Source organism: Ottowia thiooxydans DSM 14619 (assembly GCF_000422885.1).
GTDB classification, from domain to species: Bacteria; Pseudomonadota; Gammaproteobacteria; order Burkholderiales; family Burkholderiaceae_C; genus Ottowia; species Ottowia thiooxydans.
Genome location: NZ_AUGX01000029.1, coordinates 1 through 26306, shown reverse-complemented (window position 1 = coordinate 26306; position 26306 = coordinate 1). Strand labels below are relative to the sequence as shown.

23 protein-coding genes are annotated in these 26306 nt (G+C 58.7%); 20 read left to right on the top strand and 3 right to left on the bottom strand.

What is annotated here, in order from left to right; all coding sequences use genetic code 11:
* Nucleotides 1-48: 48 nt before the first annotated feature.
* The 3 genes from G518_RS0119960 to G518_RS39430 all read left to right on the top strand — a co-directional run bounded on the left by G518_RS0119960 (nucleotide 49) and on the right by G518_RS39430 (nucleotide 1546).
* The gene (locus tag G518_RS0119960; RefSeq protein WP_169457974.1) at nucleotides 49-513 is read left to right on the top strand and encodes a type III secretion system chaperone; all 465 of its coding nucleotides are present in this window, start codon (nucleotides 49-51) and stop codon (nucleotides 511-513) included.
* A 25-nt stretch (nucleotides 514-538) separates the two neighbouring features.
* Nucleotides 539-967: a hypothetical protein gene (locus tag G518_RS0119955; protein WP_028604051.1), complete on the top strand. Its 429-nt coding sequence runs from the start codon at nucleotides 539-541 to the stop codon at nucleotides 965-967.
* A 363-nt stretch (nucleotides 968-1330) separates the two neighbouring features.
* Complete coding sequence (locus G518_RS39430; RefSeq protein ID WP_084652025.1) at nucleotides 1331-1546, top strand: DNA-3-methyladenine glycosylase I; 216 nt, start codon at nucleotides 1331-1333, stop codon at nucleotides 1544-1546.
* On the opposite strand, the gene G518_RS0119950 is transcribed toward G518_RS39430, so the two are convergent.
* The gene (locus G518_RS0119950) at nucleotides 1491-1781 is read right to left on the bottom strand and encodes an antibiotic biosynthesis monooxygenase family protein (RefSeq protein WP_028604050.1); all 291 of its coding nucleotides are present in this window, start codon (nucleotides 1779-1781) and stop codon (nucleotides 1491-1493) included. The genes G518_RS39430 and G518_RS0119950 overlap by 56 nt on opposite strands.
* A gap of 57 nt (nucleotides 1782-1838) precedes the next feature.
* Here G518_RS0119950 and maiA point away from each other — a divergent pair, with 57 nt between their 5' ends.
* The 16 genes from maiA to G518_RS0119870 all read left to right on the top strand — a co-directional run bounded on the left by maiA (nucleotide 1839) and on the right by G518_RS0119870 (nucleotide 23291).
* Entirely contained in the window at nucleotides 1839-2480 is a 642-nt protein-coding gene (maiA, locus tag G518_RS0119945) for a maleylacetoacetate isomerase (RefSeq protein WP_028604049.1), read from the top strand.
* Entirely contained in the window at nucleotides 2480-3295 is an 816-nt protein-coding gene (pgeF, locus tag G518_RS0119940) for a peptidoglycan editing factor PgeF (protein ID WP_036595395.1), read from the top strand. The genes maiA and pgeF overlap by 1 nt, the downstream gene beginning before the upstream one ends.
* 217 nt (nucleotides 3296-3512) lie before the next feature.
* Nucleotides 3513-4508, top strand: a complete 996-nt coding sequence (locus tag G518_RS38670) for a DUF2157 domain-containing protein (RefSeq protein WP_051237091.1) — start codon at nucleotides 3513-3515, stop codon at nucleotides 4506-4508.
* On the top strand, nucleotides 4505-6181 hold the full coding sequence (locus G518_RS38665) for a GDYXXLXY domain-containing protein (protein ID WP_051237089.1): 1677 nt from the start codon (nucleotides 4505-4507) through the stop codon (nucleotides 6179-6181). Before G518_RS38670 ends, G518_RS38665 begins: the two co-directional genes overlap by 4 nt.
* Before the next feature lie 254 nt (nucleotides 6182-6435).
* The gene (locus G518_RS0119925; RefSeq protein ID WP_028604047.1) at nucleotides 6436-8124 is read left to right on the top strand and encodes a PHA/PHB synthase family protein; all 1689 of its coding nucleotides are present in this window, start codon (nucleotides 6436-6438) and stop codon (nucleotides 8122-8124) included.
* A gap of 33 nt (nucleotides 8125-8157) precedes the next feature.
* Nucleotides 8158-9336 (top strand): acetyl-CoA C-acetyltransferase, encoded by a 1179-nt coding sequence (locus tag G518_RS0119920; protein WP_028604046.1) that lies wholly within the window; start codon nucleotides 8158-8160, stop codon nucleotides 9334-9336.
* Between the two features lie 115 nt (nucleotides 9337-9451).
* On the top strand, nucleotides 9452-10189 hold the full coding sequence (gene phbB, locus G518_RS0119915) for an acetoacetyl-CoA reductase (protein WP_028604045.1): 738 nt from the start codon (nucleotides 9452-9454) through the stop codon (nucleotides 10187-10189).
* Between the two features lie 325 nt (nucleotides 10190-10514).
* Entirely contained in the window at nucleotides 10515-11927 is a 1413-nt protein-coding gene (locus G518_RS0119910; RefSeq protein ID WP_211231748.1) for a YncE family protein, read from the top strand.
* A 221-nt stretch (nucleotides 11928-12148) separates the two neighbouring features.
* Nucleotides 12149-13150: a heme/hemin ABC transporter substrate-binding protein gene (locus G518_RS0119905; protein WP_036595394.1), complete on the top strand. Its 1002-nt coding sequence runs from the start codon at nucleotides 12149-12151 to the stop codon at nucleotides 13148-13150.
* Entirely contained in the window at nucleotides 13147-14208 is a 1062-nt protein-coding gene (locus G518_RS0119900; protein WP_036595392.1) for a FecCD family ABC transporter permease, read from the top strand. Before G518_RS0119905 ends, G518_RS0119900 begins: the two co-directional genes overlap by 4 nt.
* Nucleotides 14205-14987 carry a heme ABC transporter ATP-binding protein gene (locus tag G518_RS0119895; RefSeq protein ID WP_084652020.1) on the top strand — a complete coding sequence of 261 codons (783 nt, stop codon included), beginning with the start codon at nucleotides 14205-14207 and terminating at the stop codon, nucleotides 14985-14987. The genes G518_RS0119900 and G518_RS0119895 overlap by 4 nt, the downstream gene beginning before the upstream one ends.
* Nucleotides 14984-16018 (top strand): alpha/beta hydrolase, encoded by a 1035-nt coding sequence (locus G518_RS0119890; protein WP_156909475.1) that lies wholly within the window; start codon nucleotides 14984-14986, stop codon nucleotides 16016-16018. Before G518_RS0119895 ends, G518_RS0119890 begins: the two co-directional genes overlap by 4 nt.
* 54 nt (nucleotides 16019-16072) lie before the next feature.
* Nucleotides 16073-17308 (top strand): MFS transporter, encoded by a 1236-nt coding sequence (locus G518_RS0119885; RefSeq protein ID WP_028604039.1) that lies wholly within the window; start codon nucleotides 16073-16075, stop codon nucleotides 17306-17308.
* Between the two features lie 84 nt (nucleotides 17309-17392).
* Nucleotides 17393-19054, top strand: coding sequence for a (2,3-dihydroxybenzoyl)adenylate synthase (locus tag G518_RS0119880; RefSeq protein ID WP_028604038.1), 1662 nt, complete (start codon nucleotides 17393-17395; stop codon nucleotides 19052-19054).
* Between the two features lie 5 nt (nucleotides 19055-19059).
* Nucleotides 19060-19323, top strand: coding sequence for a phosphopantetheine-binding protein (locus G518_RS0119875; protein ID WP_036595390.1), 264 nt, complete (start codon nucleotides 19060-19062; stop codon nucleotides 19321-19323).
* Complete coding sequence (locus G518_RS0119870; RefSeq protein WP_084652018.1) at nucleotides 19323-23291, top strand: non-ribosomal peptide synthetase; 3969 nt, start codon at nucleotides 19323-19325, stop codon at nucleotides 23289-23291. Before G518_RS0119875 ends, G518_RS0119870 begins: the two co-directional genes overlap by 1 nt.
* 36 nt (nucleotides 23292-23327) lie before the next feature.
* On the opposite strand, the gene G518_RS0119865 is transcribed toward G518_RS0119870, so the two are convergent.
* Both G518_RS0119865 and G518_RS0119855 read right to left on the bottom strand, forming a co-directional pair.
* Nucleotides 23328-24518, bottom strand: coding sequence for a M20 aminoacylase family protein (locus G518_RS0119865; RefSeq protein WP_028604035.1), 1191 nt, complete (start codon nucleotides 24516-24518; stop codon nucleotides 23328-23330).
* A 95-nt stretch (nucleotides 24519-24613) separates the two neighbouring features.
* Complete coding sequence (locus G518_RS0119855; RefSeq protein WP_245598048.1) at nucleotides 24614-25606, bottom strand: Bug family tripartite tricarboxylate transporter substrate binding protein; 993 nt, start codon at nucleotides 25604-25606, stop codon at nucleotides 24614-24616.
* Nucleotides 25607-26060: 454 nt separating this feature from the next.
* On the opposite strand from G518_RS0119855, the gene G518_RS0119850 reads away from it, so the two are divergent.
* The coding region (locus G518_RS0119850) for a transposase (protein WP_028604094.1) at nucleotides 26061-26306 on the top strand (246 nt) is incomplete at its 3' end.

Sequence of the window (26306 nt, the reverse complement as noted above, 5' to 3'; positions counted from 1 at the left end):
TTGCTTTATTTCATAATCATGCATGGAGACAAGCTCCAATTAAAAATTATGAGCAAAGAATCTTATTTGAAATTACTCGTTGCCCACGGACAGCACGTGCCTTCTGGCGCCTCAGTGTCTGATTTTTTTGGCGAAGAGAAGCTTGTTTTCAACGGGCATAATGTTAGTCTCAAATTTAGAGCAAACGAGATGTTCCCGGAAGACGGTATGGTGTACTGCCGTACGGATGTGGTAAGTTTCAATCACCGTCCAGAGGACGATGTCCTTCGCTTGCTGCTCCAGGCCAATAATCTTTGGGCCGGTACTGCCGGGGCCACGTTGGGCTTGAACGGGAGCGGTACCGTCATGATGACTGTCGCGAGACGAATCGGTTCGCTCAATGTGGTTACGCTCGACGCCGTCTTGAATATGCTTTGCGCTGATGCTGAACGTTGGGCCAGGAGACTCACGGCGAAGCCAAAAAGCGAACCGTCGCAGCCCGATTTGCAGCACATGCTTCAAATGCGCGCATGATCAGAAACTCTAATTAACCATAGCGATGTCACAAGAACGTTACGAAATTGCTCTGGCTGAGTTGGCTGGGGATTTTGGTCTGGACGGCGCGAATCTAGCGAAATATCAGGAGCTGATTATTGGTGGCGTTGCCATCGCTCTGTCTTACGAGCCTGACGAAATGGGTGGATCCATGCAAGGTGCTTGCTACATCGGTACTGAAGCGCTCCCTGTCAACGCATCTTCAGACTTGCTGCAACTGTTATTGCAGGTGAACACGCAAGGCCCCGCCACCTTGGGTTTGCAGCACTCAGGCCGACTGGTGTTGTCTCGCCGCGAGCCGCTGGATGCGCCGCCTAGTCGCCTCGCACGGGTTTGGCGCGAGTTGGCCGCTGCGTCGAACCTATGGGCGGACGCGTTTGAGCAAGGCCTTGAAATGAAGGCGCGCGAAATTCTCTATTTAAACGAGCGCTGACACGCCCTAGATTGATCAAAGAGTGTGCCCTTGATGCCGGTCTGGCGGTGCGCGAGTTGATGTCAAGCCAAGAGCTGGTATTGCTGGAGTGGGTATAGGCTTGGCGCTTGAGGGAGATTAAGGCACTGGAGACATGATGGGTTTTTTCGACGCTGGGTCGGCCTTTTGAAACGCTGACGTTTCACCCAGCGACACTGGCGCACCAGACATAGGCGGAAGCGAGAGCCTAAAGCAGGAAAGATTCTAGCTTGAGGGCGATTGGGTCAATTGAGTTCAGAGCGTCTCATCAGAATCACCCCAAACCCGCAGCTCCGACGCCTACAGCTTCGCCACAAGCCGAGCCACCTCTGACGGCTTCCACCTCTGCGAAATAGGTTTCAGCTGTCAAAAGACCTCAAGAAGCTGGGCTGGAAAGATGTCGACCCGACCACGATGTGCGCTTTCATGCAGGCGGCGCGCATTGTCAACGGCCATGCCCACGACGGCGTCATCAGGGCCGAAGCCGACAAAGCCCGCAGAACTTTCAAAACTCCTGGAAATGCTCCACGTTCGGCGGTGCCGCGAAAAACGGCCCGATGATCGCCCGCCACTCGCTGAACAGGGGGGATTCGCGAAAGCCCTTGGTGTGGTCTTCCAGCGTTTCCCATTGCACCTGAAGCACGTAGCGCTCAGGTGATTCAATGCTCTGCCGTACCGTGGCGCCCTTGTAGCCCTTAGCCCGCGATATCACGGTGGCAATGGCCAACTGGATGGCTGTTTCAAATTCGGCTTGCTTGCCAGGGGCGATGCGGAGGTCTGCAATTTCAAGAATCAAGGAGTTCTCCCGTATTGGTGGTTTTTGTGCGCCTGGAGGCGTTGTATCCTTCGGACCATGAAACTCTACAGCTACTTTCGTTCTTCCGCCTCGTTTCGTGTGCGTATCGCACTCAATCTGAAGGGTCTAGCGTATGAGTACGTGCCCGTTCACCTTGGTAAAGGGGAGCAGAAGAAGGCGGAGTTTGCGGCGTTGACATCGGAGAAGTTTGTGCCCTTGTTCGAGACGGACAATGGTCGCCGGCTGACCCAATCGATGGCCATCATCGAGTACCTCGATGAAACGCATCCCGAACCTGCTCTATTGCCAGCTGATTCGCTTGGCCGGGCGCGTGTTCGGGCGCTTTCGCAAATTATTGCGTGTGAAATTCATCCCCTCAATAATCTGCGCGTTCTAAAGTACCTCGTGCATGATTTGGCGGTGAGCGACGATGCCAAGAATGGCTGGTACAAGCATTGGGTTCGCGTGGGGCTGGAGTCTTTTGAGGCCCATCTGGCTGAAGCGCCTGCTTCAACCTACAGCCATGGCGAATCTCCCTCACTGGTGGACTGCTGCCTGGTGCCGCAAATTTTCAACGCCCAGCGTTTTGATTGCGATCTCACCGGCTTGCCTCGTACTATGAAAGTGTTTGAGACCTGCATGAAGCTGGAAGCGTTCCAGAAAGCGGAGCCCTCGGCCTGTCCGGATTACGAAGCTTGATGTTTGCGAATTCAGATTGGATCGTTCCCGATTGGCCAGCGCCTTCTGGTGTGCGAGCGGTGTTCACCACTCGTTCAGGCGCGCAGATGGAGGAGGGCGCATCGAGCCCACCTTGGAACCGGTTCAATCTTGGTGATCACGTGGGTGATGATGCCGGGCATGTGGCTGCCAATCGAGCCGCGCTACGGCAGATATTGAAGGCACAGCCCATATTCTTGAATCAGGTGCACGGTGTGGCTGTGGCCTCCATAGATGCCGGCACACCTGATGGAACGATCGCCGATGGTGCTGTTAGCGCGCATCGCGGCGTGTCCTGCACCGTCATGGTGGCAGATTGCCTTCCGGTGTTGTTCACCGATACTGCGGGATCGGTGGTGGGTGCCGCGCATGCCGGCTGGCGTGGGTTGGCGGCCGGCGTGCTGGAACACACCGCGAGCGCTCTCAGGGCGTTGGCTACGCGCACCCTCACGGCTGACCGGGGTCCGCACGAATCGATTGAACTGATGGCCTGGCTAGGCCCCTGCATCGGCCCAGCTTCCTTCGAGGTTGGAGCGGAGGTGCGGCAGGTATTTGTCGATAGTGACCCGGGCGCGAGTGCCTGTTTTGTCGCCTCGAAGACTGGCAAATATCTGGCCGATCTCCCCGCTCTGGCGCGCCGCCGGCTGGAGGCGAACGGGGTGGCACGTATCTATGGCAACAATGGTTCCAGCCACTGGTGCACGGTCGAGGAGTCGAGCCGCTTCTTTTCGTATCGCCGCGATCAGCCGGTCTCTGGCGGGACGGGACGCATGGCAGCTTGCATCTGGAGGATTTAGATGATCAATTCTTTGGCGCTACTTTGTCTTGACGGCGGGCTCCCGTCCATTTCTGGCGTCTGAAATGGGGCTTTGCTTAAAAATTAATCAACGCAAAAGAGTCTCTTACAAATCAAGCACTTGGATATGGCATACAGCGTTTGCCCAGGGTTATCCACATGCTTGTCCAGTGTCGTAAGGGATAACCCGAAAGCATTTGAGCTCTCTGGAGTCAATGATGAATACACAGCTTTACCGGGCGTCGGAACACATTCACACCACCGGCGCAGCCAACGCCGAATGGCGCACGCTTCTTTACGGTTGGGCCACGGAGCCCCCTGACCCAGACTCTCTGGCGCGAGCATTGCAACGCGGCATGCTGATTGCTGCTGCGTTGTTGGGTGGCTCGGGGCTGATCTTCTGGATAGCGGCTAACTGGCAGGACCTCTCGCGAGGTGCGCGGCTTGCGCTGATTGAAGGCAGCTTGCTGATGACGCTTGTCGTTGCCTGCTTCGTGCCACGAGTTCGCGAAGCCAGTCTGCTTGCTTCATTGCTGGTGCTGGGGGGCTTGTTGGCGCTTATCGGCCAAACCTATCAAACCGGCGCTGACTCCTGGCAGCTGTTTGCCGCGTGGGCTGTGCTTTCGTTGCCTTGGGTTCTCGGCGCGCGCAGCGATCTGCTGTGGACACCGTGGGTTGGCATTGCCGCGTTGGCGCTCAGTCTTTCTACCGGCCCGCTCGGGATGATGAGGTGGTTTTCGTTGACCGAGCCGCACAGGGTTGCGCTCGCCTTGACGTTTCTGGCCTGGTTGGTACTCGGGTTGGTGCCATTGGCTGTAGCTCATGTGCGCTGGCTGCGCTTGCCCGGTGGACTTGGCCGCTGGTCGCATCGGCTGTCCGTGGGGTTGGCACTGGGTGCCTGGACGGGGCTTGGGATAGCGAGCCTGTTCTATTCCGACACGATGTCTGTCGCATGGCCAGTGGCTGCTGTCCTGGTGATGGGTATGTTATGGATGAACTGGCAAAGCCGCTGGCGTGATTTGCCTTGTTTGTCGTTGGCAGTGTTGGCGGCCAATGTGTTGGTGATGTCATTGGCTGCACGCTTTTTGCTGAACAACGATGAACATGTCATGACGCTCTTGACGCTAGGTGTGTTGGGGCTGATTTGTCTGGGCGGAAGTGCAACCTGGCTGTTGCGTCAGCAGCAGACCTGGGGCCGGGGAGATGCTGAATGAACGCGTCTGTTTCATGGCTGAACAAGGCCCGCACGCAAGGATGGTTGCCACCAACATGGACCCCCGACAACGGGCATGCGGAGCCCTCGCCGCTGCTGGCTGCGCTGGTGCTTCTAGGTGCTTTGATGTGCAGCGTGCCGCTGTTGGCTTTTCTTTGGCTCGGCATTGGAGAAGTCATTCTCCAGACGGCCGCTGGGTATGCGGTGGGAGCCATAGGTATGGTGGCGGCGCTGTGGACACTGCGTCGCACGGTTCACATCTTTCCAATTTGCCTTGCGCTGGAGATTTTGGGGCTTGGGACGACTCTCGTGCTGGTCCGTTGGATGGATGACACCAACGGGATTGACGGGGCAACGTTGGCTGCGAGCGTTTTTTTAACCTCTACATTGATGCTCAGCGCTTGCCTGGTGCGCGCACCATGGGTCAATCGGCTCATAGGTTTTGCGTTGGTTCCAAGCATGTTGGCTGTGCTGGCACTCGGCCTTGGGCTGATGGGAGTTCGCCATGAATTGCTTTCGGTGTTGTGGCCACTCGGGCTGTTGCTGGTGGCGTCGGGTTGGGTCTGGTGGTGCTGGTGCGAAGAGCGTTGGTTGGGGCGGCCCAGCGCAGCGCGCTTCGCCGCATTGGCAGATGGATTTGCCGTAGGCCTATTAGCGAATGCACTGTTTCTTAACGCCTGGCCTTCACTGCCGCTCGGCTTTCTTTTTGAAGGCCATGAAGGCTATCCTGGAGGGTGGATTTACTCCCTATCCCAGTGGTGTGCTGTGATCGTCGTGCTTTGCAGCGGCGTGGCCCTGATTCGGAGATGGTCGAAGCCACGTGGTCCGGAAGTAACGGGGGCCAATCGCAGCTTGCTGCTGTTGGGTCTGGCCTGCGCGGTGTTGGCTGCGGCAAGCTGGTTCAGTCCTGCGTTGGGCATTGTGGCGCTCATTGCCGCTATGGCGGCGGCCAGTGCGCGCTGGCGTTTGCTGGTGGCGTGCGCTGTGGTGGCACTGGCCCTGTTGGGGCATTTTTATTACAGCCTGGCTTGGCCTTTGGCCACCAAGGGCTTGGGGTTGGTATTGATAGGCGCAGTCCTGGCCTTGGGCGTATGGGTATTGCGCTCGCCTATGCGCACGCTATCCACGCCAGCGGTGGAGCCGGCGAAGAAAGGTCGTATCGGCTGGATTGTCCTGGGTGGATTGATTGTTCTCGGACTTGCGAATATGGATGTCTGGCGCAAGGAAAAAGTCATCGCCAACGGGCAACGCATCCTGGTACCACTGATTCCTGTGGATCCTCGTTCGCTCATGCAGGGCGATTACATGCACCTGCGTTTTTCAATCCCCTCAAAGATGCTGAGCGAGCTGAATGAGTCCACCGCCGCTCAATTGTCCAAGCGCGCCGTTGGGATTGCTCGCCTGGATGCGAGCGGCGAAGCTGAACTGCTTCGTGTGGGCAGTCAAAACGAGACTTTAGGCGAGGGCGAAGTGAAGCTGCCGCTGCGGCAACTCAAAGGACAATGGGTGCTTGTAACGGACGCTTACTTCTTCGCAGAAGGCCAGGGAGCTCGTTTTGAGCAGGCGCGATTTGGTGAATTTCGCGTGTTACCCGATGGTCGAGCGTTACTGGTGGGGCTGGCCGACCAAGACGGAAGCGGCATTCCCACTCGAGAAGTTGACGCGCGCAGGTGAATTTTCACCTCGCCTTAGCGCCACCCGGAGCATGGGTGAGTGTTCCTTGATGTAAATGTTCTAGTGGTATGTCCTGAGAGGGGGGCAGTCCGTTGACCTGTCATTCTCAGCGTATATTGATGCTGTCAGGCCTGAGTCACGTGCGCGACGGAAACTTGGGTCGAATTACTTCATGCATCAAGGAGAAAAACCCGATGAATCAAAACCCCGCCGCCGGTTTGTGGCCTGGGTTGGCCGATGCTTTTCCATCTGCCATGACCCAATCGCTTGGGCAGGGTTTTACTGAAGGTTGGCTCAAAGCCTTCAAGGCCTTCCAGAACATCGATGTCGGTAACCTGGCATCACATGCTCCAGCGAGCGAGGCACAAGCTCTCAAATTTCCGCCTGAAAAGTTGCAGCAGTTGCAAGCGGAGTATCTCAAGGAGGCCGCCCAGCTGTGGAACCAAACCTTGCAATCCAGCCAGCCGCTGAAAGACCGGCGCTTCAAAGCGGAAGCCTGGAGTAACAATCCGCTAGCGTCATTCACAGCGGCCGTTTACTTGCTCAACGCCCGCACACTCATGGCGATGGCCGAGGCCGCTGATGGTGACGCCAAGACCAAGAACCGGTTGCGCTTTGCTGTAGAGCAATGGATGGCCGCTTCTGCGCCTAGCAACTACCTGGCCCTCAACGCCGAAGCACAGCAAAAGGCGGTCGAGACCAAGGGCGAAAGCCTGGCCATGGGCCTGAAGAACATGTTGAACGACATGCAGCAGGGCCACATGTCCATGACAGATGAAAGCCTGTTCGAGGTCGGCCGCAATGTGGCCACCTCCGAGGGAGCCGTTGTGTTCGAAAATGAGTTTTTCCAGCTCATCGAATACAAACCTCTCACGGCCAAGGTGTATGAGCGCCCGTTCTTGCTGGTTCCTCCTTGCATCAACAAGTTCTACATTCTTGACTTGCAGCCCGAGAACTCGCTGATCCGCTATGCCGTGAGTCAAGGGCACCGGACTTTCGTCGTGAGTTGGCGCAACCCTGATCAGTCGCTGGCGGAGAAAACCTGGGATAACTACATCGAAGATGCTGCCATCAAGGCCATTCACACGGTGCAGGACATCACCGGAGCTCCTCAGATTAACGCGCTTGGTTTTTGCGTGGGAGGCACCATTCTGACGAGTGCCTTGGCGGTGCTCGCCGCACGCGGCGAGAAACCCGTGGCCTCTGCTACCTTGCTGACGACTCTGGTCGACTTCTCCGACACCGGCATCCTCGATGTCTTCATTGATGAAGAGATGGTCAAGTACCGTGAGATGCAAATGGGCAAAGGCGGCCTGCTCAAAGGACAGGATCTTGCTTCTACCTTCAGCTTCCTGCGCCCCAATGATTTGGTGTGGAATTATGTGGTTGGCAATTATCTGAAGGGCGAAACACCTCCGCCGTTTGACTTGCTCTACTGGAACAGCGATTCGACCAATCTGCCCGGTCCGTTCTACGCATGGTATTTACGCAATACGTACCTGGAAAACAATATCGTCAAGCCTGGAAAGTGCACGGTCGCGGGTGAAAAAGTTGATCTCGGCAAGCTGGATATGCCGTTCTACATCTACGGCTCACGCGAGGACCACATTGTTCCTATTGGGGGAGCCTACGCGTCCACTCAAGTACTGCCGGGCAAGAAGCGTTTCATGATGGGGGCTTCCGGGCACATTGCGGGCGTCATCAACCCACCGGCGGCCAAGAAGCGCAGCCACTGGGTGCGCAATGATGGGAAGTTTCCAAAAACCGCAGATGAATGGATTGCCGGGGCAGAGGAAGTGCCAGGCAGTTGGTGGACGGATTGGGCTGCCTGGATCAAAGGCCATGGCGGCAAACAGATCATTGCCCCCAAGGCTTATGGAAAAGCTGGCAAATACAAGGCCAGTGAACCAGCCCCGGGGCGTTATGTGAAGGCAAGGGCCTAGTGCCGTATCTGATTTAAAAAAGGAGAGATCGAAGTGGAAGATATTGTCATTGTTTCGGCTGCGCGTACTGGCGTGGGTAAATTTGGTGGCTCGCTGGCCAAGGTATCTGCTACCGAACTGGGCAGCATTGCTATCAAGGCTGCACTCGAGCGCGCCAAATTGGGCCTCGATCAAGTGGGCGAGGTCATCATGGGTCAGGTGTTGGCTGCAGGTAGTGGCCAGAACCCTGCGCGCCAGGCGCTGATCAAAGCTGGTATTGCGAAAGCAACTCCAGGGCTGACCATTAACGCGGTGTGCGGATCAGGCCTGAAGGCGGTGATGCTGGCGCACCAGGCTGTGGCCACGGGCGATAGCGAGATCGTGGTCGCTGGAGGTCAGGAGAACATGAGTGCGAGCCCTCACGTTCTGCTCGGCAGCCGCGATGGCCAGCGCATGGGCGACTGGAAGATGATCGACTCCATGATCGTCGATGGCCTATGGGATGTGTACAACCAGTATCACATGGGTATTACCGCAGAAAACGTTGCGAAGCAGGAAGGGATCACTCGCGACCAGCAAGATGAACTCGCCCTCGGCAGCCAGAAAAAAGCTGCCGCAGCGCAGGCCGCAGGCAAGTTCAAGGATGAGATCACTCCGGTAAGCATCCCTCAACGCAAGGGTGACCCGGTAGTGTTCGAAACCGACGAATACATCAATACCAAGACCAGTGCCGAAGCACTGGCTGGTTTGCGCCCAGCCTTTGATAAAGCCGGCACGGTGACCGCAGGTAACGCCAGCGGCATCAACGACGGCGGCGCTGCCGTGGTCGTGATGACGGCCAAAAGAGCTGCAGCCTTGGGGCTGACGCCTCTGGCCCGCATTGCCAGCTACGCCACGGTGGGCCTCGACCCCGCCACCATGGGCCTAGGTCCTGTCGGCGCCACTCAGAAAGCGCTGCTCCGTGCAGGCTGGAATGTGGGCGATGTCGATTTGTTCGAACTCAATGAAGCCTTCGCCGCGCAAGCTTGTGCTGTGAACAAATTGCTGGGCGTGGATCCAGCGAAGGTGAACGTCAACGGCGGCGCGATAGCAATCGGGCACCCCATTGGTGCGAGCGGTTGCCGCATTCTCGTGACCTTGCTGCACGAAATGCAGCGCAGCGGTGCCAAAAAAGGCGTGGCTGGGCTGTGCATTGGCGGCGGCATGGGTGTGGCGCTGGCACTGGAAAGATAAGAATCGACTAGGCAACTGCGTGGAAGCCGCTTACTGCGAGCTTGGCCTTAATGGCGGCTCGCAGTGAACGTCTATGAAATTGATTAACTTTTTTTTTTGAATGAGGAGACAAGTAATGGGTAAAAGAGTTGCATACGTGACGGGTGGTATGGGTGGCATCGGAACCGCAATCTGCCAGCGCTTGCATAAGGAAGGCATGACCGTCATCGCGGGCTGCGGCCCTACGCGCGATTTCAAGAAGTGGCTCGATGAGCAAAAGGCCCTGGGTTATGACTTCCACGCAAGCGTAGGCAATGTGAGTGACTGGCAATCCACCGCGGATGCGTTCACCAAAGCCAAGGCCGAACATGGCCCCATCGAGGTACTGGTGAACAACGCGGGCATTACCCGTGACCGCATGTTCCTGAAAATGACTCGCGAAGACTGGGACGCGGTGATCGACACCAATCTGAACTCCATGTTCAACGTCACCAAGCAAGTGGTGCCTGACATGGTAGAGGGCGGATGGGGTCGCATCATCCAGATCAGCTCTGTGAACGGCGAAAAGGGCCAATCTGGCCAGACGAACTACTCTGCAGCCAAGGCTGGCATGCACGGGTTCACCATGGCTCTGGCGCAGGAAATGGCCAATAAAGGCGTTACGGTGAATACCGTGAGCCCTGGCTACATCGGGACCGACATGGTTAAGGCCATTCGCCCAGATGTGCTGGAGAAAATTGTGGCCACCATTCCGGTCAAGCGCCTGGGCGCACCGGAAGAAATCGGCTCTATCGTCGCTTGGTTGGCAGGCGAAGATTCAGGCTTTACCACCGGTGCGGATTTCTCCTGCAACGGCGGCCTGCATATGGGCTGATGCTCTAACGCGAAAAGCTTCGCTGCTCGCGTTGATCTAACCCCAAGCCTGGACTTCGGTCCAGGCTTGGGGTTTTTTTCTGCCTGAAACCAATTGCATTGATTGGTCGGTACCCCGGAGTGACAGTGGCTCGACTGGGATCGCGTGCTCCCAGGTACGCATCAAAGACTATCGCGGGTCTTCCCCTCGCCTTTGGGGGAGTTCGAGGGAGGGTTTTATCCAATTGATAATAATTATCATTTAACATCGGAGGTTAGAAGCTGGCCATCCATCGCGAACGGTGTGTGGCCTTTCATGCTGTTTGAATAGAAGTCAAAGGAAATTCATGACCAAACCTTCCATCGCCATGATCAAGCCTATTGCAGCGGTATCGCTGGCTCTGGCCTTGGCTGCGTGTGCCTCCCCCAGCTTTGAAGCGCCTGATGCGAACTTCAAAGGGCGCGTCAATCTGATAGAAACGCCTGTGGTTATGCCCGGGAGCAGCGTGAAGGTGGGCGGTCAGGACTTCAAGCCGGGCCAGGAAGTGACCATCTATTACGGTGGCAGCGCTCTCAACCGGGCGCCAGCCGTGGTCGGCGCTGATGGCAAGTTCCGAGCTGAGTTCAAGGTGCCGCAAGGGGCCGAGACGGGTAATCATTCACTCACGGTAAACGCAGTCAAGCCGGCTGCGGCCGTGGTGCTTCCGCTCAAGGTGTCTCCCAATCTGCCCTTGGCCGGCCAGGAGCGCTTCGATATCAAGGCGCAAAAGCTCGTACCGGGTCTCTATCAGGCGGCCTATAGCACCAAGAACGACCGCGTATTTGTGACGTCTGCAGTAGGGCGCCCGCCCGTCAGCCAGACAGAACTAGTGAAGATCAATCCACAGACCTTGGCCATTGAGGCGCGCGTTCAAGCGGGCCTGGTTCCACCACCGGCTGCTCCTGCTGCTGGGAATGCGGGGGCAGGAGTCAGTCGATTCGCCGTCTACGGCGTGGCGGTTGACGACGTTAACGGTACGGTTTGGGTTACCAACACGCGTCAGGACACGGTGGCAGTCTATAGCCAGGCTGATCTGAAACTGATCAAGCAATTCGACGCGGGCGTGGTGCCGCATGCGCGTGATGTCATCGTCGATTCGGTTCTTGGCAAGGCGTATGCAACGCCGGTCGGGCAAGCTGAGATGGTGGTGTTCGACACCAAGACACTCGCGGTCATCAAGAAGATTCCTTTGCAGACCACCGTCAAGGGGCCAGGCGACCGCAAGTTTTCGCCTATGAGCCTGGAGCTGGATGCGGCCAATCACCGCCTCTTCACGGTAAGCATGTCTACCAACGAGGCCGCGATCATTAACACCCGCACTGATCAGGTTGAGAAGGTGATCGCTCTTGAAGGCGCTCGGTTAGCGTCTGGGGTTGCGTATGACGCCAAGACTAACCGCCTGCTGGTGGCCTCGCAAGGCTCAGACAATTTGCTTATCGTCGATGCCGCCAGTGGCAAGGTGCTGCACGATGTGAAGGTGGGCGCTGGCCCGCTGAATGTCTCGTTTGAACCGGTGCGAAGCCTGGCGTATGTATCCAATCGCGCCTCTGACACCGTCACGGTAGTGGACCTCAATGGAAAGATCGTGGCCAATCTGGCTGGAGGCTCTTTCCCCAATCACACCACTGCGGACGGCAAGGGCGGTATCTTCTCGGTGAACAAGGCCCGTGGCACCGATGACCCGCAAGGCGACCGCATTTCCTACATCAAACTGCGCTGATTCCCGCCATCGAAAAACCGGTGCCTGGCCGCACGGGACTTGGAGCATTGCTATGCGTCTAAGGCGCCGTGGGGCAGGGCACTCAGGCCCGAACCGTCTATTTGTTCAGATTGCGTGTTGTGAGCTGGAGTGCCCATGAGCAGTTCACCCCCTGCATCTCCGAGAGAACCCAGGGCACCCAGATACATTGTTCTTATAAAAACTAGCCACTTCCCATCGATATGTCTCAAAAGACCCGCCTCGCAACGCTCGCCGGTGTCACGGTTGCTTTGGCTGTTTCCGCCGCGCTGGCATTTCCTTTCGTTTCCGTAGCTCAACCGTTGCCCGCCGGCTGGTTGGCCGTTGGCGAGGCTCAGAGCTTGAAAGCGAGCGCAGGAACCCCTCGACTACCTAGCTCAGTGACCTCCGATGATGGCGCGACTGTACGCATTACAGATGCCGCGCGTGTCATCGTGGGCGGCGATGATGTCATTGGAATCATGGAGGCACTGGGGCTTGGCAGCCGCGTGTTTGCCGCGCCTGAAAGCTCGGTTACGGCCGCCGGCCGCAAGGCACCTCATCATTTCCTGTTCAATCGCACTACGGGCGCGGAGGGCGTGTTGAGCCTCGATGGCACCCTGTTCATTGGTAACAGCCTGCGCCGGCATGCGAAGCTGTCCGAAACGCTTCGTCAGACGGGCTTGCCTGCCATCGTGATTGACGATCTGCAGCCCGCGCCGCAGAAGATTCGAAAAACCGCGAATGCCTTTGGCCTGAAGACCGAAGGGGAGACGCTCGCGCGCGATCTGGAGCGGCAGTACCGGGAGGCTGCGGCAATAGCCCGTGAGCTGCCGCGCCGCGCCCGCGTCATTCACATTTCAGCCACTGGTGGTGGCGGACGGCCGACTGTAGGAGGCAAAGATACTGCCGCGGCCAATCTCATCAGATTGGCCGGAGGCACCAACATTGGCGATGACGCCAAGACGGGTGACTACACCGCACTGAGCAACGAAGGCATGGTTGCTGCGGCGCCGGAGATTGTCTTGCTTACGCGCAGTGATCTGGAGCTCTTTGGTGGTGATGCCGGAATATGGCGAAGCTACCCTGCGCTGAAGCAAACCCCCGCTGGGCAAAAAAATCAGATATGGGTCATGCCTGATGAGCAGCTCAAGATCGTGGGCGTACATTCCGGCGCGGGCGCCCTCGCGCTGACCAAGGCGCTCAAGGCGTTCACCTCAAAGTGAGTTCTGCCTTTGCTACCACCCGCTCTGGAGTCCGCCGGCCCAGTGGGTTTTTGCTTTTTCTGTTGCTGGCGGCCCTGTTGCTGATGGCCATGGTGCTTTCTTTTGGCATCGGGCCGCTTAAGGTTGCGCCAGAGGATGTTTTGCGCATCGTGCTGGCTCGCTTCGGCTTGGCTGATACGGAAGGACTGAAAGTCCGCGACATGGCCGTGATCTGGAATCTGCGCATCCCGCGCGCCCTCATGGGGGCTTTGGTGGGGGCGGCTTTGGCATTGGCAGGCGCAGGCCTGCAAGGTCTCTTTGGAAACCCCTTGGCGGATCCTGGTGTGGTGGGAGTGAGCCAAGGGGCAGCCCTGGGAGCAGTGGGCGCCATTGTGATGGGCGCGACTGCTTTCGGGGAGTGGACCGTGCCTGTGGCGGCGTTTGTTGGTGGCATGCTCTCCACCACGCTGATTTACCTGTTGGCCCGTCCCGGACGTGGGAGTGGTACCGTCACCTTGCTTTTGGTGGGTATTGCTATCGGCGCGGCATGTTCGGCAGCGATTGGATTTCTCACTTACCGCGCTAACGCCGCGCAACTGCAATCACTGGTGTTTTGGCAAATGGGCTCGCTAGGATCGGCCGATTGGGCTGATCTGGGTGCAGCGCTTCCGGTGTTCACGATAGGCGTGGTGGGTATGCTGATGCTGGGCAAGCCGCTGGACATGCTGGCGCTTGGCGAACGCCAGGCTCAGCACATTGGCCTGGACGTTCGGCGTGCACGTGTGATGCTGGTCACGTGTTCTGCTCTTTTAGTGGGTGCCGGAGTGGCATTCGCGGGCACCATCGGATTTGTTGGCCTGGTCGTGCCCCATGTGGTGCGGTTGTTGGCTGGTCCCGGGCACCGTTGGTTGTTGCCTCTTTCGGCGCTGACGGGCGCCGCGCTGATTGTGGTGGCCGATACTGCCGCGCGGACTCTGGATCCGCCATCGGAAATTCCGCTTGGCCTGTTTTCTGCGGCCATCGGCGCACCGTTTTTCCTTTGGCTGGTGTTACATCAGCGGCCGGGGGGCGCGAGATGAATACGAATTCTGCCCAAGCTATTCTGTCTTTGCGCGATGCGGGCTTCGCGATCGATGGGCAGGCCTTGGTTGAAGGCGTGTCGCTTGAATTTTTTCCTGGCACGCTCACCGTGCTGCTTGGCCCTAACGGTGCAGGGAAGTCGACCTTGCTCGCCTTGGCCGCTGGCGACCATGTACCTACCCATGGCAGCGTAGAGGTGCACGGCAAGCCCATTGGTCGTTGGCGTGTGCGCGAGCTTGCACGTGAACGTTCGGTCATGCCGCAAGACCACGCGGTGCGTTTTGCTTTTTCCGTGAACGAAGTGGTGGCGATGGGGCGGCTACCGCATCCACCTGATCCGGTGCGAGACCTGCACATCGTCGATGCAGCGATGGAGGTTGCTGATGTCACGCACCTGGCACAGCGTGATGTGCAATCGCTGTCGGGCGGGGAGTCTGCTCGCACGGCCTTTGCGCGCGTGCTTTCGCAGCAAACACCCTTGATCCTGCTGGATGAGCCTACAGCGGCCCTGGATCTCAAGCATCAGGAGTCTCTGCTGCGCAGTATGCGAAGCCTCTCTCGAGAGGGGCATTGTGTGATCGCGGTGCTGCACGATCTCAACCTAGCGGCGGCCTACGCAGACAGGATCGTCATGCTGAGCCGCGGCAAGGTGGTGGCCGATGGCACGCCACGTGAAGTTCTAACGGGCGAGCGCATCCATTTCGTGTATGGGCAACCAGTCGCTGTTATTGAACATCCGACCCGCTCAATCCCTTTGATCGTCACAACAGATCCATGAGTCACTCTCTCCGACTGCCCCGCCGATATGTGCTGCTTGCGCTGGCCAGCAGCGCGCTTTTGCAAGGCTGCGCCAGCAGCACGAATACGATGACTGCCGCACCTTCTGAGCAACCCATCCCGCCTACGAATCTGGATCTGTCGACGTACTCTCTGAATCGGCCCGTGGGGTCTACGGTTGCGCAAGCAAGCTCTCCTTACTATCGGTTCGAGCAGTTCAGCCTGGACTCCGTCGATGGCAAGCGACATTACCGCGTGCAACTGGCTGTCCCCAAAGCGCCGCCACCTGCTGCAGGCTATCCACTGCTGTTGATGCTGGATGGCAACGCTTCCTTTGCTTCTCTGACCGCTGAACAGTTGAAGCAGATGGCAGATAGCAGCCGCCCTGTGGCCATCGCCGCCCTGGGCTACGAAACCAATCTGGGCGTGGACGTAGCGGCACGCTCTTTTGATTACACGCCACCTGTGCCAGGCGAGAACCCCACCTGGGATGACGAAGCCCGCAAACGCCTGGGGGGCGGGGCGGACATTTTCCTCGACCTGCTTGAACAACAAATGCTGCCGGAGATTCGGCGCCGCGTGCCGAGCGACCCGTCGCGAACCACGCTATGGGGTCACTCCTATGGTGGCCTGTTGACGCTGTATACGCTTTTCACACGCCCCAGTTTGTTCCCGCGCTATGCGGCCGCCGATTCATCACTCTGGTGGCACGAGGGATTTATCTTGAACGTTGAAGCCAAGGCCCGGCCACTTCCTGCGGGCCGAACCACTGATTTGCTGCTCATGGCTGGCAGCGCCGGTCTGGAAGTGCAGAACGAGACGCGCGCCTTGCGCCCAGGGTTGGACCCGGCCATGGTCCTGGCGGCACGCGAGCGGCGCCGTTCGGTACCGCCTGACGCTGCGCCAAAGCTTGGAGAGCGCCAGGCGCTGCGTCAAGGCTTGGCCGTGATCTGGAAGCCGTTTCCTGGTGTGAGCCATGGCCCCATGCGTCCAGCGTCCATTCCACCAACGCTGGAATTTGCGGCTCGTTGAGCCGCAGGTGACCTCTAATCTGACGAGTTGCCAGCTTCCTGTTCTACGAGCGCAATGACTTCATCGCATACGCCTGCACCCACGCCTTTTCGGCTGTTTCCGCTGCTGTTCACTGCACTCACCGGAACTATGGCAATGATGTCTTATGTGGCCGTCATTGGGCCCATCGTGCGCAGGCTCGGGTTGCCAGAGTGGATTGCGGGGCTGTCGCTCACAGTGGGTGGGGTTTTCTGGATGCTGATGGCCCGCTGGTGGGGCCGCACCAGCGATCGCCATGGCCGCAGGCGAGTGATGCTCATAGGGGTGGCCGTGTTTGCGCTCGTCTATATGGGCCTGGCGGTAGGCGTTGACCTGGCGCTGCGTGGCTACGCGGGGGTTACAGCCGTTGCCCTGTTGCTGATAGTGTCTCGTGCATTGATTGGTGCCTTTTATGCTGCTGTGCCGCCCACTACGGCGGCAGCCATTGCGGACAACACTTTGCCGAAAGACCGAGCCACTGTGATGGCCAAGCTGGGCACTGCGAATGCTGTCGGCATGGTGGCCGGTCCTGCTGCTGCGGGGTGGTTGGCTACCGTGAGCCTGGGTGGCGCGCTCTATGCCGCGGCCCTGTTGCCGGTCTTGAGCTTCTTAGTCATCGTATTCTGGTTGCCACGTCAAGAGCATGCTGTGGCTAACACCGGCGAGCGCCCTCGCGCTGAGTTGAGTTGGCTGGATCCCCGTCTGCGCCACATCATCCTGACCGCATTCACGGCGATGGGCTCCGTGGCCATTGCACAAGTATTGGTTGGATTTTTTGCAATCGACCGCCTTGGCCTTAGCGAACCGGCGGGCGCACGAGTAGCGGGCCTCTCGCTCACCGTCGTAGGTGTTTCGCTCATTTTTTCTCAGCAGTTCGTGATGCGGATGAAAAGCGTGCCTCCGCGGCGTTGGATCTGGGTGGGTGCGTTGATTTCCGGGATTGGTTTTTCCAGTGTCACTCTGACGAATTCTGCGACCACGCTTCTCCTTTCTTACGGAGTGGGTGCGTTTGGCATGGGAATGATTTTCCCCACATTCCAAGCTATGGCCGCCAATGCCGTTCAATCCCATGAGCAAGGCGCGGCGGCCGGTACGCTCGCGGCCGCGCAGGGTTTTGGCATGGTGGTGGGCCCGTTGGCCGGCACATTGCTGTATCGCTTTTCGCCTGCACTGCCTTACCTGGTGGTGGCTGGAGGATTGCTTGCTCTGAGCTTGGGCACTGCCGTTGGCCGGGGGAGCGCCATTACCAACCCGGTGGGTAAAGACGATTGAGTACGCACCTTACCTTCCCATTTATCTTGCACCTCAACCCGGAAATCCCTGCAGATTTCCCATGAATTCCCATTGAACTGGACCATGTCAGAGCCGCTTATTGTCCTTCGCCAAACCTGGCCTGAGGACTTCGTTCAACGCTATCGCAGAGCCGGGTACTGGCGCGGTGAGACGTTCCCAGGGTTTCTGCGCGAAAGGGTGGGGCGCTTTCCTGAGCGCACCGCCATCGTCGACCATGAGCAACGGTGGACCTACGCGCAGTTGGGCGAGCGCGCGCAAACCATTGCGGCTGGCTTGCTCGCTATGGGGTTGCACCCGGGCGATCGAGTGGTCCTTCAGATTGGAAATGTGGCGGAGTTTTATAGCGTAGCTTTTGGGCTGTTCCTGGCGGGCATGATTCCCGTGTATGCATTGCCAGCCCACCGCATCACCGAGATCAGCCACTTTGTGCACAAGGCCCAAGCTTGCGCCTACATAGCGCAGCAACAGTACGGCGGATTTGACTATCGCGTGTTGGCGCGGGAGCTGCAGGCCCGGGAACCCGGAGTGAGGCACGTTGTGATCTCTGGCGATGCTGCTGAATTCACGCCACTTGAGAGCTTTACGCCAGATCCCGCGCGGCTTCCCGCCACAGACCCTGATCCGCAATCAGTGGCGTTCCTGCAGATCTCTGGGGGCAGCACCGGGCTATCCAAGCTGATTCCCCGCACGCACGACGACTATATCTACAGCTTTCGTGCAAGCAATGAAATCTGCCGCATCACGCAAGACAGCCGCTACCTGGTGGCCTTGCCGGCAGCCCACAATTTCCCTATGAGTTCACCCGGAGCCCTGGGTACGCTCTATGCAGGGGGTACGGTCGTGCTTTCGCGCTCTACAGCGCCGGAAGATGCGTTCGCGCTGATCGAGCGGGAGCGCGTGACCGATCTTGGTTTGGTGCCTCCTTTGGCCCTTTTGTGGGCGCAGTCTGCCCAGCAGACGCGGGCCGATCTTTCCAGCCTTCGGGTGGTTCAGGTGGGGGGAGCCAAGCTCACACCAGAAGCGGCGCGACGCGTGATCGCGGGTTTCAAGTGCCAACTGCAGCAGGTCTTTGGTATGGCCGAGGGCTTGGTCAACTACACCCGACTCGATGACGATGAAAACACCATTCTGAATACGCAGGGACGACCCATCAGTGCGGATGATGAAGTGCTGGTGGTCGATGATCAAGGGCAGGCAGTGCCCATTGGCCAGAGCGGCTATCTGCTGACACGCGGTCCGTACACCATCAGGGGCTACCACAATGACGATGCCGCCAATGCCCGGGCTTTTACGGAAGATGGTTTTTACCGCACCGGCGATGTAGTGCAACGCTCCGCCAATGGCTACCTGACTGTACAAGGCCGCGCCAATGACCACATCAACCGAGCAGGCGAAAAAATATCTGCCGAGGAAGTGGAAGACCACCTCCTGGCCCACCCGCAGGTGTTCGATGCCGCTGTGGTCTCCATTCCCGACGAATACCTGGGCGAACGCATTTGCGCATTCATCATCGTGCGCGGTGAGAAACCTCGCGCACCTGCTCTCAAAGCCTGGATGCGCGAGCGAGGATTGGCTGCATTCAAGGTCCCTGACCAAATCGTTTTCGTAGACGCTTTCGAAAATACAGCGGTTGGCAAGACCAGCCGCAAAGAACTGCGCGCACGTTTGCGCGGCGAGTTCCTGGGCGGCCAAAGCGCTTCGCCCGCATCCCCTTCAAATACCTGAGTGCCATGACGACCTCGCCAGCCCCCAAGACAACAGAATTCACTTTAGAGCGTATCCGAGGCGACATCGCGCGCCTGGTCGGCGAACCGCCAGACGAGATCGGACTGGATGAAAACCTGATGGACCTTGGCCTGGATTCCATGCGCCTGCTCGGGCTGGTGGCCGAATGGACGCAGGCGGGGCTGCAAGTAGATATTTTTGAGCTGGGTGAACACACCACCTTGGGCGGGTGGTGGAGCGTGATCCGGAAGCACCAGGGTCAGGCGTGATGAGCGTATCGGTCTCACCGGTTACTATCTCTGTCAGTTCCGATGCCGACACCAGCCCGATCTCAGGCTCTGATGCCTGCATAGACTGGCCGCTCACTGAAGCCCAATTGGGCCTTTGGTATGCGCAGCGCCTGGCGCCTGCGAACCCGAGCTTTAACACCGGGCATGCACTATGGATTCGCGGTGAGCTGAACGAAGCCGCATTCACTGCAGCCGCACAGCAAGCCGCAGGTGAAGCGCAGTCGCTTCGCCTCGCGCTACGCGATGGCCCATATGGCCCACGCCAATGGCTGGATCCATCGCATATGCCCTGCCTGGAGCGGATTGATCTCAGCCAATCCTCAGATGCCGTGGCGCAGGCGAGAGAGATGTTCCTGCGGGATATGCAGACTCCGATCGACCCCGCGAAGTCGCCACTTTCCCGGCAATGCCTTTTCATTCTGGAGCCAGGTAGCCATGTCTGGTATCAGCGCGCGCACCATCTGGCCAACGATGGCTATGGCATGGCGCTATGGGGTGCTCGCGTGAGTGAGTTGTATGCTGGCCGAGTAGCCGCAGCAACAGAGCGCGCTCCCTTGAACCGCTTTCAAGGCGTGGTGGAGGAAGACTTCACATACCAGGGCAGCGAGCGTCGCACGGCGGATGCAGCATTCTGGCGCGGGGCCTTCGCAGATCTTCCAGAGGTTGCGAGCATGTCATCGGGGCGAGCGATCAGTGCGTCGGCTTGCCACCGCCTGACGGTGGCATTGGAGCCTGCTCAAACTGCTCGCCTGCTGGCTTTTGCGCAAACACTCAAGTTGCCTTGGCCGGATGTGCTTACGGCGTTGACAGCCATCTATATCCAACGCATGTCCGGGGCTGCCGAGACCGTGGTGGGCGTTCCCTACATGGGCAGGATGGGCAGTGCCAGCGCGCGCGCCACAGCCAGCATCATGAATGTACTGCCACTCCGAGTGGCCGCGCCGCTGGAGAGTCCACTGGCGGAGCTTGTGCAGACCATGGCAGACCAGCAGGCACGCGCACGTCGCCATGGTCGATACCGCAGCGAGCAACTGCGCAGAGATCTGGGCTTGCTGGGCGGGCAACGCCGGCTTCACGGCCCGCTTATCAACGTGCAGCCGTTCTACCGGCCACTGGAGTTTTCGGGCTTGAGTTCCGAGCTTGAAATCCTTGGTACCGGGCCTATTGACGACATCACCATTGGCTTTCGCGGAGACGGCATTCGTCGACTGGATCTGGAGATCGAAGCCAATCCCGACCTATACAGCGCGGCTGCTGTGCAGGCTCACCAGGAGCGCTTGCTGGCCTTCCTGGATGCTGCATTTTCCGCGCGCACGGTGGGAGATATTCCGCTGGCCAGTCCGGCCGAAGCCAGCCGTTACCTGTTCGACGTCAATGCGACCGATCATGCTGTGCCAGAGACTACGCTCGCGGCCTTGATCGAGGAGCGCATGGCCAGCACGCCGCAAGCGCTTGCGCTTGAATATGAAGGGGCTCAACTTACCTATGGCGATCTGGAAGCACGTACGCGTGCACTGGCCATTGCCTTGCACTCCAAGGGGATCGGCCGCGAGAGTCTCGTTGCGGTAGCTCTGCCGCGCTCGTTGGAGCTGCTCATCGCGCTGGTCGCGGTGTTGCGGTCCGGCGCGGCTTATCTCCCGCTCGATCTTGAGCACCCACCAGAGCGTTTAGCTCGTGTGGTGGCGCTGGCTCAGCCAGCCTGTGCCTTGGTGCGAGAGGTGGATGCCAGCTCTCTGCACGCTGACCTGCCCAGGCTTGACCCCTCACAGTGGCCTGTTGATTCGGGACCTGGGGTATCGCTCGTGCTCCCGGCGCCACCCACTCCTCAAGACGCTGCATACGTTATCTATACCTCTGGCTCCACCGGTGAGCCCAAGGGCGTGGTCATAGAGCATCGTGCCATCGTGAACCGGCTGGAATGGATGCGCCAGCACTACGGCTTCAATGAGAGTGACCGCATCCTCCAGAAAACTCCGGCCACCTTCGATGTTTCGGTTTGGGAGTTTTTCCTTCCGCTCATCACCGGTTGCACGCTTGTCATTGCGCCCCCCGAGGCCCATCGTGATCCAGCTTGGCTGGCCTCCATTATTCGGCAGCGCCATATTGGCACCTGCCACTTCGTGCCTTCGATGTTGGCTGCGTTCCTGGCTCACCCCGGGTCACGTGGCCTTAGCTTGCGACGCATTTTCTGCAGCGGAGAGGAGCTACCCGCCACGCTTCGCGAGCGGCTGCATGCCACCTTGACGAGCGAGTTGCATAACCTTTACGGGCCCACAGAAGCTGCGGTGGACGTGAGCTACTGGCCGGCTGATGTAGAGGACCATTCGCTACCGGTTCCAATCGGGTTTCCGGTATGGAATACCCGCTTATACGTGCTGGACGGGAAGATGCAAGCGCTTCCGCCCGGCGTGGCCGGTGATCTCTATCTGGGGGGCGTGCAACTAGCACGAGGCTACCTGGGCCGTGACGACTTGACTCGTGAGCGCTTTCTTCCTGACCCGTATCGTGCGGGCGAGCGCATCTATAAAACCGGTGATCTTGCGCGGTGGCGCGAGGATGGTGCGGCGATCTTCCTCGGCCGTAATGACCATCAGATCAAGCTACGCGGCTTGCGCATTGAGCTCGGCGACATCGAAGCTGCCATCGCTTCGTTTGATGGCGTTGTGCGATCAGGCGTGGTGGTTCGCGAGGACCGTCCGGGAGATAAACGGCTCGTAGCCTATGTGCAATCTGGCCGGGCTTATGAGGTCAATGCTCTTCGCTCCCATGTGGCCGCCCAGGTACCAGACTACATGGTGCCTGGTGCTTTTGTCGAACTCGCCGATTGGCCTGTAACCAGCAACGGCAAGCTCGACCGTACCCGGTTGCCCATGCCGGATGTTGATTTGGCAGTTGGTCAACTTCCCCGAACGGCAACTGAAGTAGCTTTGGCCGAGATGTTTGCCCAACTGCTTCAGCTCAAGCCTGGCAGCAGGCTCAGCACCGATTCAGACTTCTTTAGCCTGGGCGGGGACTCTCTCCTCGCAGTACAACTGCTTGCTCAAATGCAAGACCGTTGGCAGCGCAATCCGGGTTTGGGCTCGCTTTTCGCCAACCCCACCTTGGGCGCGCTCGCTTCCGCCATTGACGCCGAGGAAGTGCGCTTTGACAGCGGACTCGCTCCGCTGATCCAACTCGCTGCAGGAGACCCCGCGCAGCCTCTCGTGTTCGCCGTGCATCCTGCTGGAGGTATTTCGTGGGGGTACCGCTTGCTGGCGCGCGCGATTGCGCAACCGGCACAGGGGCCCACACGGAGCGTGTATGGCCTGCAATCGCCGGCGCTGGAACCTGATGCGCCACTGCCTCTCAGCATTGAGGAGCTCGCGCAGCAGTATGTGTCGCGAGTACTCAGCTTGCAGCCTCGTGGCCCGGTTCACCTACTCGGTTGGTCCGTCGGTGGAATCATTGCCCAGGCGATGGCCGTGGAGTTAGAGGCGCGTGGCCGCGAGGTGGGTGTGGTGGCGCTCTTGGATGCCTATCCCGCCGATGTTTGGCGAGCCGAACCTGAACCAACCCCAATCCAGGCTCTGCGCGCTTTGTTGGCTGTGGCCGGGCATGATCCGGAAGGTCATCCCGAACTCACCACGCGTGAAGCTGTGATTGATTTCCTGCGAGAGGGGGATACGGCTTTGGGTCATCTGCCCGAAAAAGCGCTGCAAGGCGTAGTGCGCGTCGTGACAGACACCAACCGTTTGATTCGGCAGCATCACCACAAATATTTTGGCGGCACCATCACGCACGTACGTGCGGCACGGGATCACGCGAACAAACCGCAGCTACAGGCCAATGGATGGCAGCAGTATGCGGCGCGAGTAGATACGCTGGAAGTCCCCTTGTTGCACGCGGAGATGACAGGAGAGCAAGCAACCGCACTCATCGCTCCTGCGCTACAGCAACGCCTTGATTAGAGGCACGCCCGCACTTGCGGCGGGCGTTTCGAGAGCTTATTGCTTTGCCAACCAGCGCCGCGCAAGCTGGACGAAGAAGCTTGCTCCAAGGGGGAGCAGATCGTCATTGAAGTCGTAGCTGGTGTTGTGCACCACACATGGCCCCGCTCCGTGGCCAGGATCGCGGTGGTCTCCTTCGCCATTGCCAATGAACGCATAGCAACCGGGCACGGCTTCCAGCATGAAGGAAAAATCCTCTGCCGCCATGATCGGTGTTTGTGTAATCACCTGGGAGGGAGGCAACATCTCTGAGAGCACCTCTCGCGCGAAGGCAGTCTCGGCCTCGTGGTTGATGGTGGAGGGGTAGTTACGCTTGAACTCGAATTCGCACACCGCGCCAAACATGGCGCCCGCATGTTCTGCAATCTCGCGCATGCGGCGCTCGATCAGGTCCAAGGTCTCTGCGGTGTACGCCCGCACGGAACCCTGAATTTCGCAGGTATCTGGAATCACGTTAGGCACCTCACCCGCGTGAATCATGGTGATGGAGATCACGGCAGTTTCCAGAGGTTTTTTGCTGCGCGTGACGATGGTCTGAAGCGCGGGCAGGATCTGGCTGGCGACGGCGATCGGGTCCACCGAAAGTTGTGGCATGGCCGCATGCCCGCCCTTGCCACGGACGATGATCTTGAACTCGTTGTTGGAGGCCAGCACCGGGCCCGGTGAAACCGCGATCGTGCCCACGGGAATGCCAGGCATGTTGTGCATGCCGAACACCGCGTCCATGGGGAAGCGTTCGAACAGGCCATCACGCATCATTTCGCGCGCTCCGCCACCGTGTTCCTCAGCGGGTTGGAAGATCAAGTAGATCGTGCCATCGAAGTCACGGTGCTGCGCAAGGTATTGGGCTGCGCCCAGCAGCATGGTGGTGTGGCCATCGTGGCCGCAGGCGTGCATCTTGCCAGGGTGTTGGCTGGCATGCTCGAATTGATTGGACTCCTGCATGGGCAGCGCATCCATGTCGGCCCGTAAACCAATAGCCCGTGAAGAGCTGCCTTGCCGCAGGATGCCCACCACGCCAGTCTTGCCCATGCCGCGGTGAATGGGAATACCCCATTTTGTCAGCAGATCCGCCACCAGGTCAGAGGTGCGTGTTTCCTCAAAAGCCAGTTCAGGATGGGCGTGGATGTCACGTCTCACGGTCCGCAGGTACGCGGCTTGGCTCACGATGTCGTCAATCAGTTTCATGTTGTTTGTAAAAATCCGCGTGGGTTCCGGTCAGGTTCTGAAGCGTGTCTTTGATCTATTCGCGCAGAGATCGCAGGCACGCCCCAAGTTCAATTTCAGTTGGGCTTGAGGTCAAGGTTCTTCAAGATGGGTGTCCATAGCGCGCGGTCTTGGGCAATGCGCTGGGCGAACGCGGCCGGCGAGGCGTGGTAGGGCAGTGACCCTTGAGCCTCTATGACCTTCTGCACGGCCGGATCTTGCAGCACAAGACCAATTTCCCGGTTGAGACGTTCTACCACTGCCGCAGGAACGCCAGTGTTGGTGACTACCCCCAGCCATACCGCACCCTCAAAGCCTTTGTAGCCTTTGTCGGCAAAGCTAGGAATACCGGCGAATGTAGGGCTTTTCACACTGGGGCTGACCGCCAGCACGCGCAAACGGCCATCCTTGACCATGGGCTCCACCAGTGAGGTGCCAGCCAGGTAGATCTGGGTATCGCCTGCCGTCACGGATGTCAGCGCATCGGGCCCAGTCTTGAAGGGGATGTGTTCAATCTTGGTGCCCGATTGCTCCTTGAACATCTCGAACAGTACATGCGGTGGGCTGCCGTTGGACGAAGACGCGTAGTTCAGCTTCCCCGGTTGGCTTTTGGCCAGGGCCACCAATTGCTCAAGTGATTGCGCTGGAATTTTGGGGTTCACAGCCAAGGCCATGGGGATGATGGCAAGCGGGCTAACCGGTAATAAGTCAGCCTGCGGGTCGTACGTGAGCTTGGGAAACACGAAGGGATTCCACACCGCGTGCGCATTGGTGATGATGGCCAGCGTATGGCCATCCGCAGGGCTGGCCTTGAGTGTCTGCAGCGCGACCATGCCTCCCGCACCAGGCTTGTTGTCCACCACCACCGATTGCCCCAGCGCTTGCCGCAAGCGATCTGCCAGTGGGCGCGCAAAGTTGTCCGGCAAGCTGCCAGCGCCGCCGTTCACGATGATCGTGATTGATTTGGAGGGAAAGGCTTCAGCGGCGGAAACTGCCGAAGCGCCAAAGAGCATTGCCAGGGAAAGTGCACGCATGCGTGCGCCACGAAATAGCCATTGAGTCGAGCTCATCTTGCTTCCTTAAAGCAGGGTGAAAGGCCGGGAACGGCCCTTGCTGTACTGGCTACCGCTACTCAATGAAAACGAGCAGCATTGGCTATCGTGTTGATCAGGTGAAGTCTAGCGCTTTTTAGTCCGGAAACGAGACTTGGCACCAGGCAGTGTAGGTTTTGCGTGGAGTGATTTCTGAACTTTTTCAGGGTCTTTTTGCCGCTTCAGGAGATCGTGAGACCGTTCTGAGAACCATGCCCTTCAATGTCTTGAATTGATCTTTCCCGAACGGGGAAAGCCTAACTATTCGAAGGCCGAGCGCAGCAATGGCCCGAGCGAGGCTCCCCACCCCTTGAGGCCGTGTGTATAGACCGGGGACATGGTGGACACATGTTCGGAGACATGGTGGACACATCAAGCTAGGGCGTGTTAACACTAATTGAGTTACCCCTGGGTGGCCAGAGATACTTCATCCATGGAAATCACACCAGCCCAGTTTGCCCAGATCGAGCACTGCCTTCCTGTACAGCGCGGCAATGTAGGTGTCTCGAATTTGGACGTGTTGAATGCGATTCTTTATGTTGCTGAGCACGGGTGCAAATGGCGTGGCCTGCCCGCGCGCTTGGGCAACTGGCACACCATCTACACGCGCATGAGTCGCTGGTCCAAGAGTGGCGTGCTCGATCGTGTGTTTGCCGAGCTTCAGCAGGCCCAAGTTGTG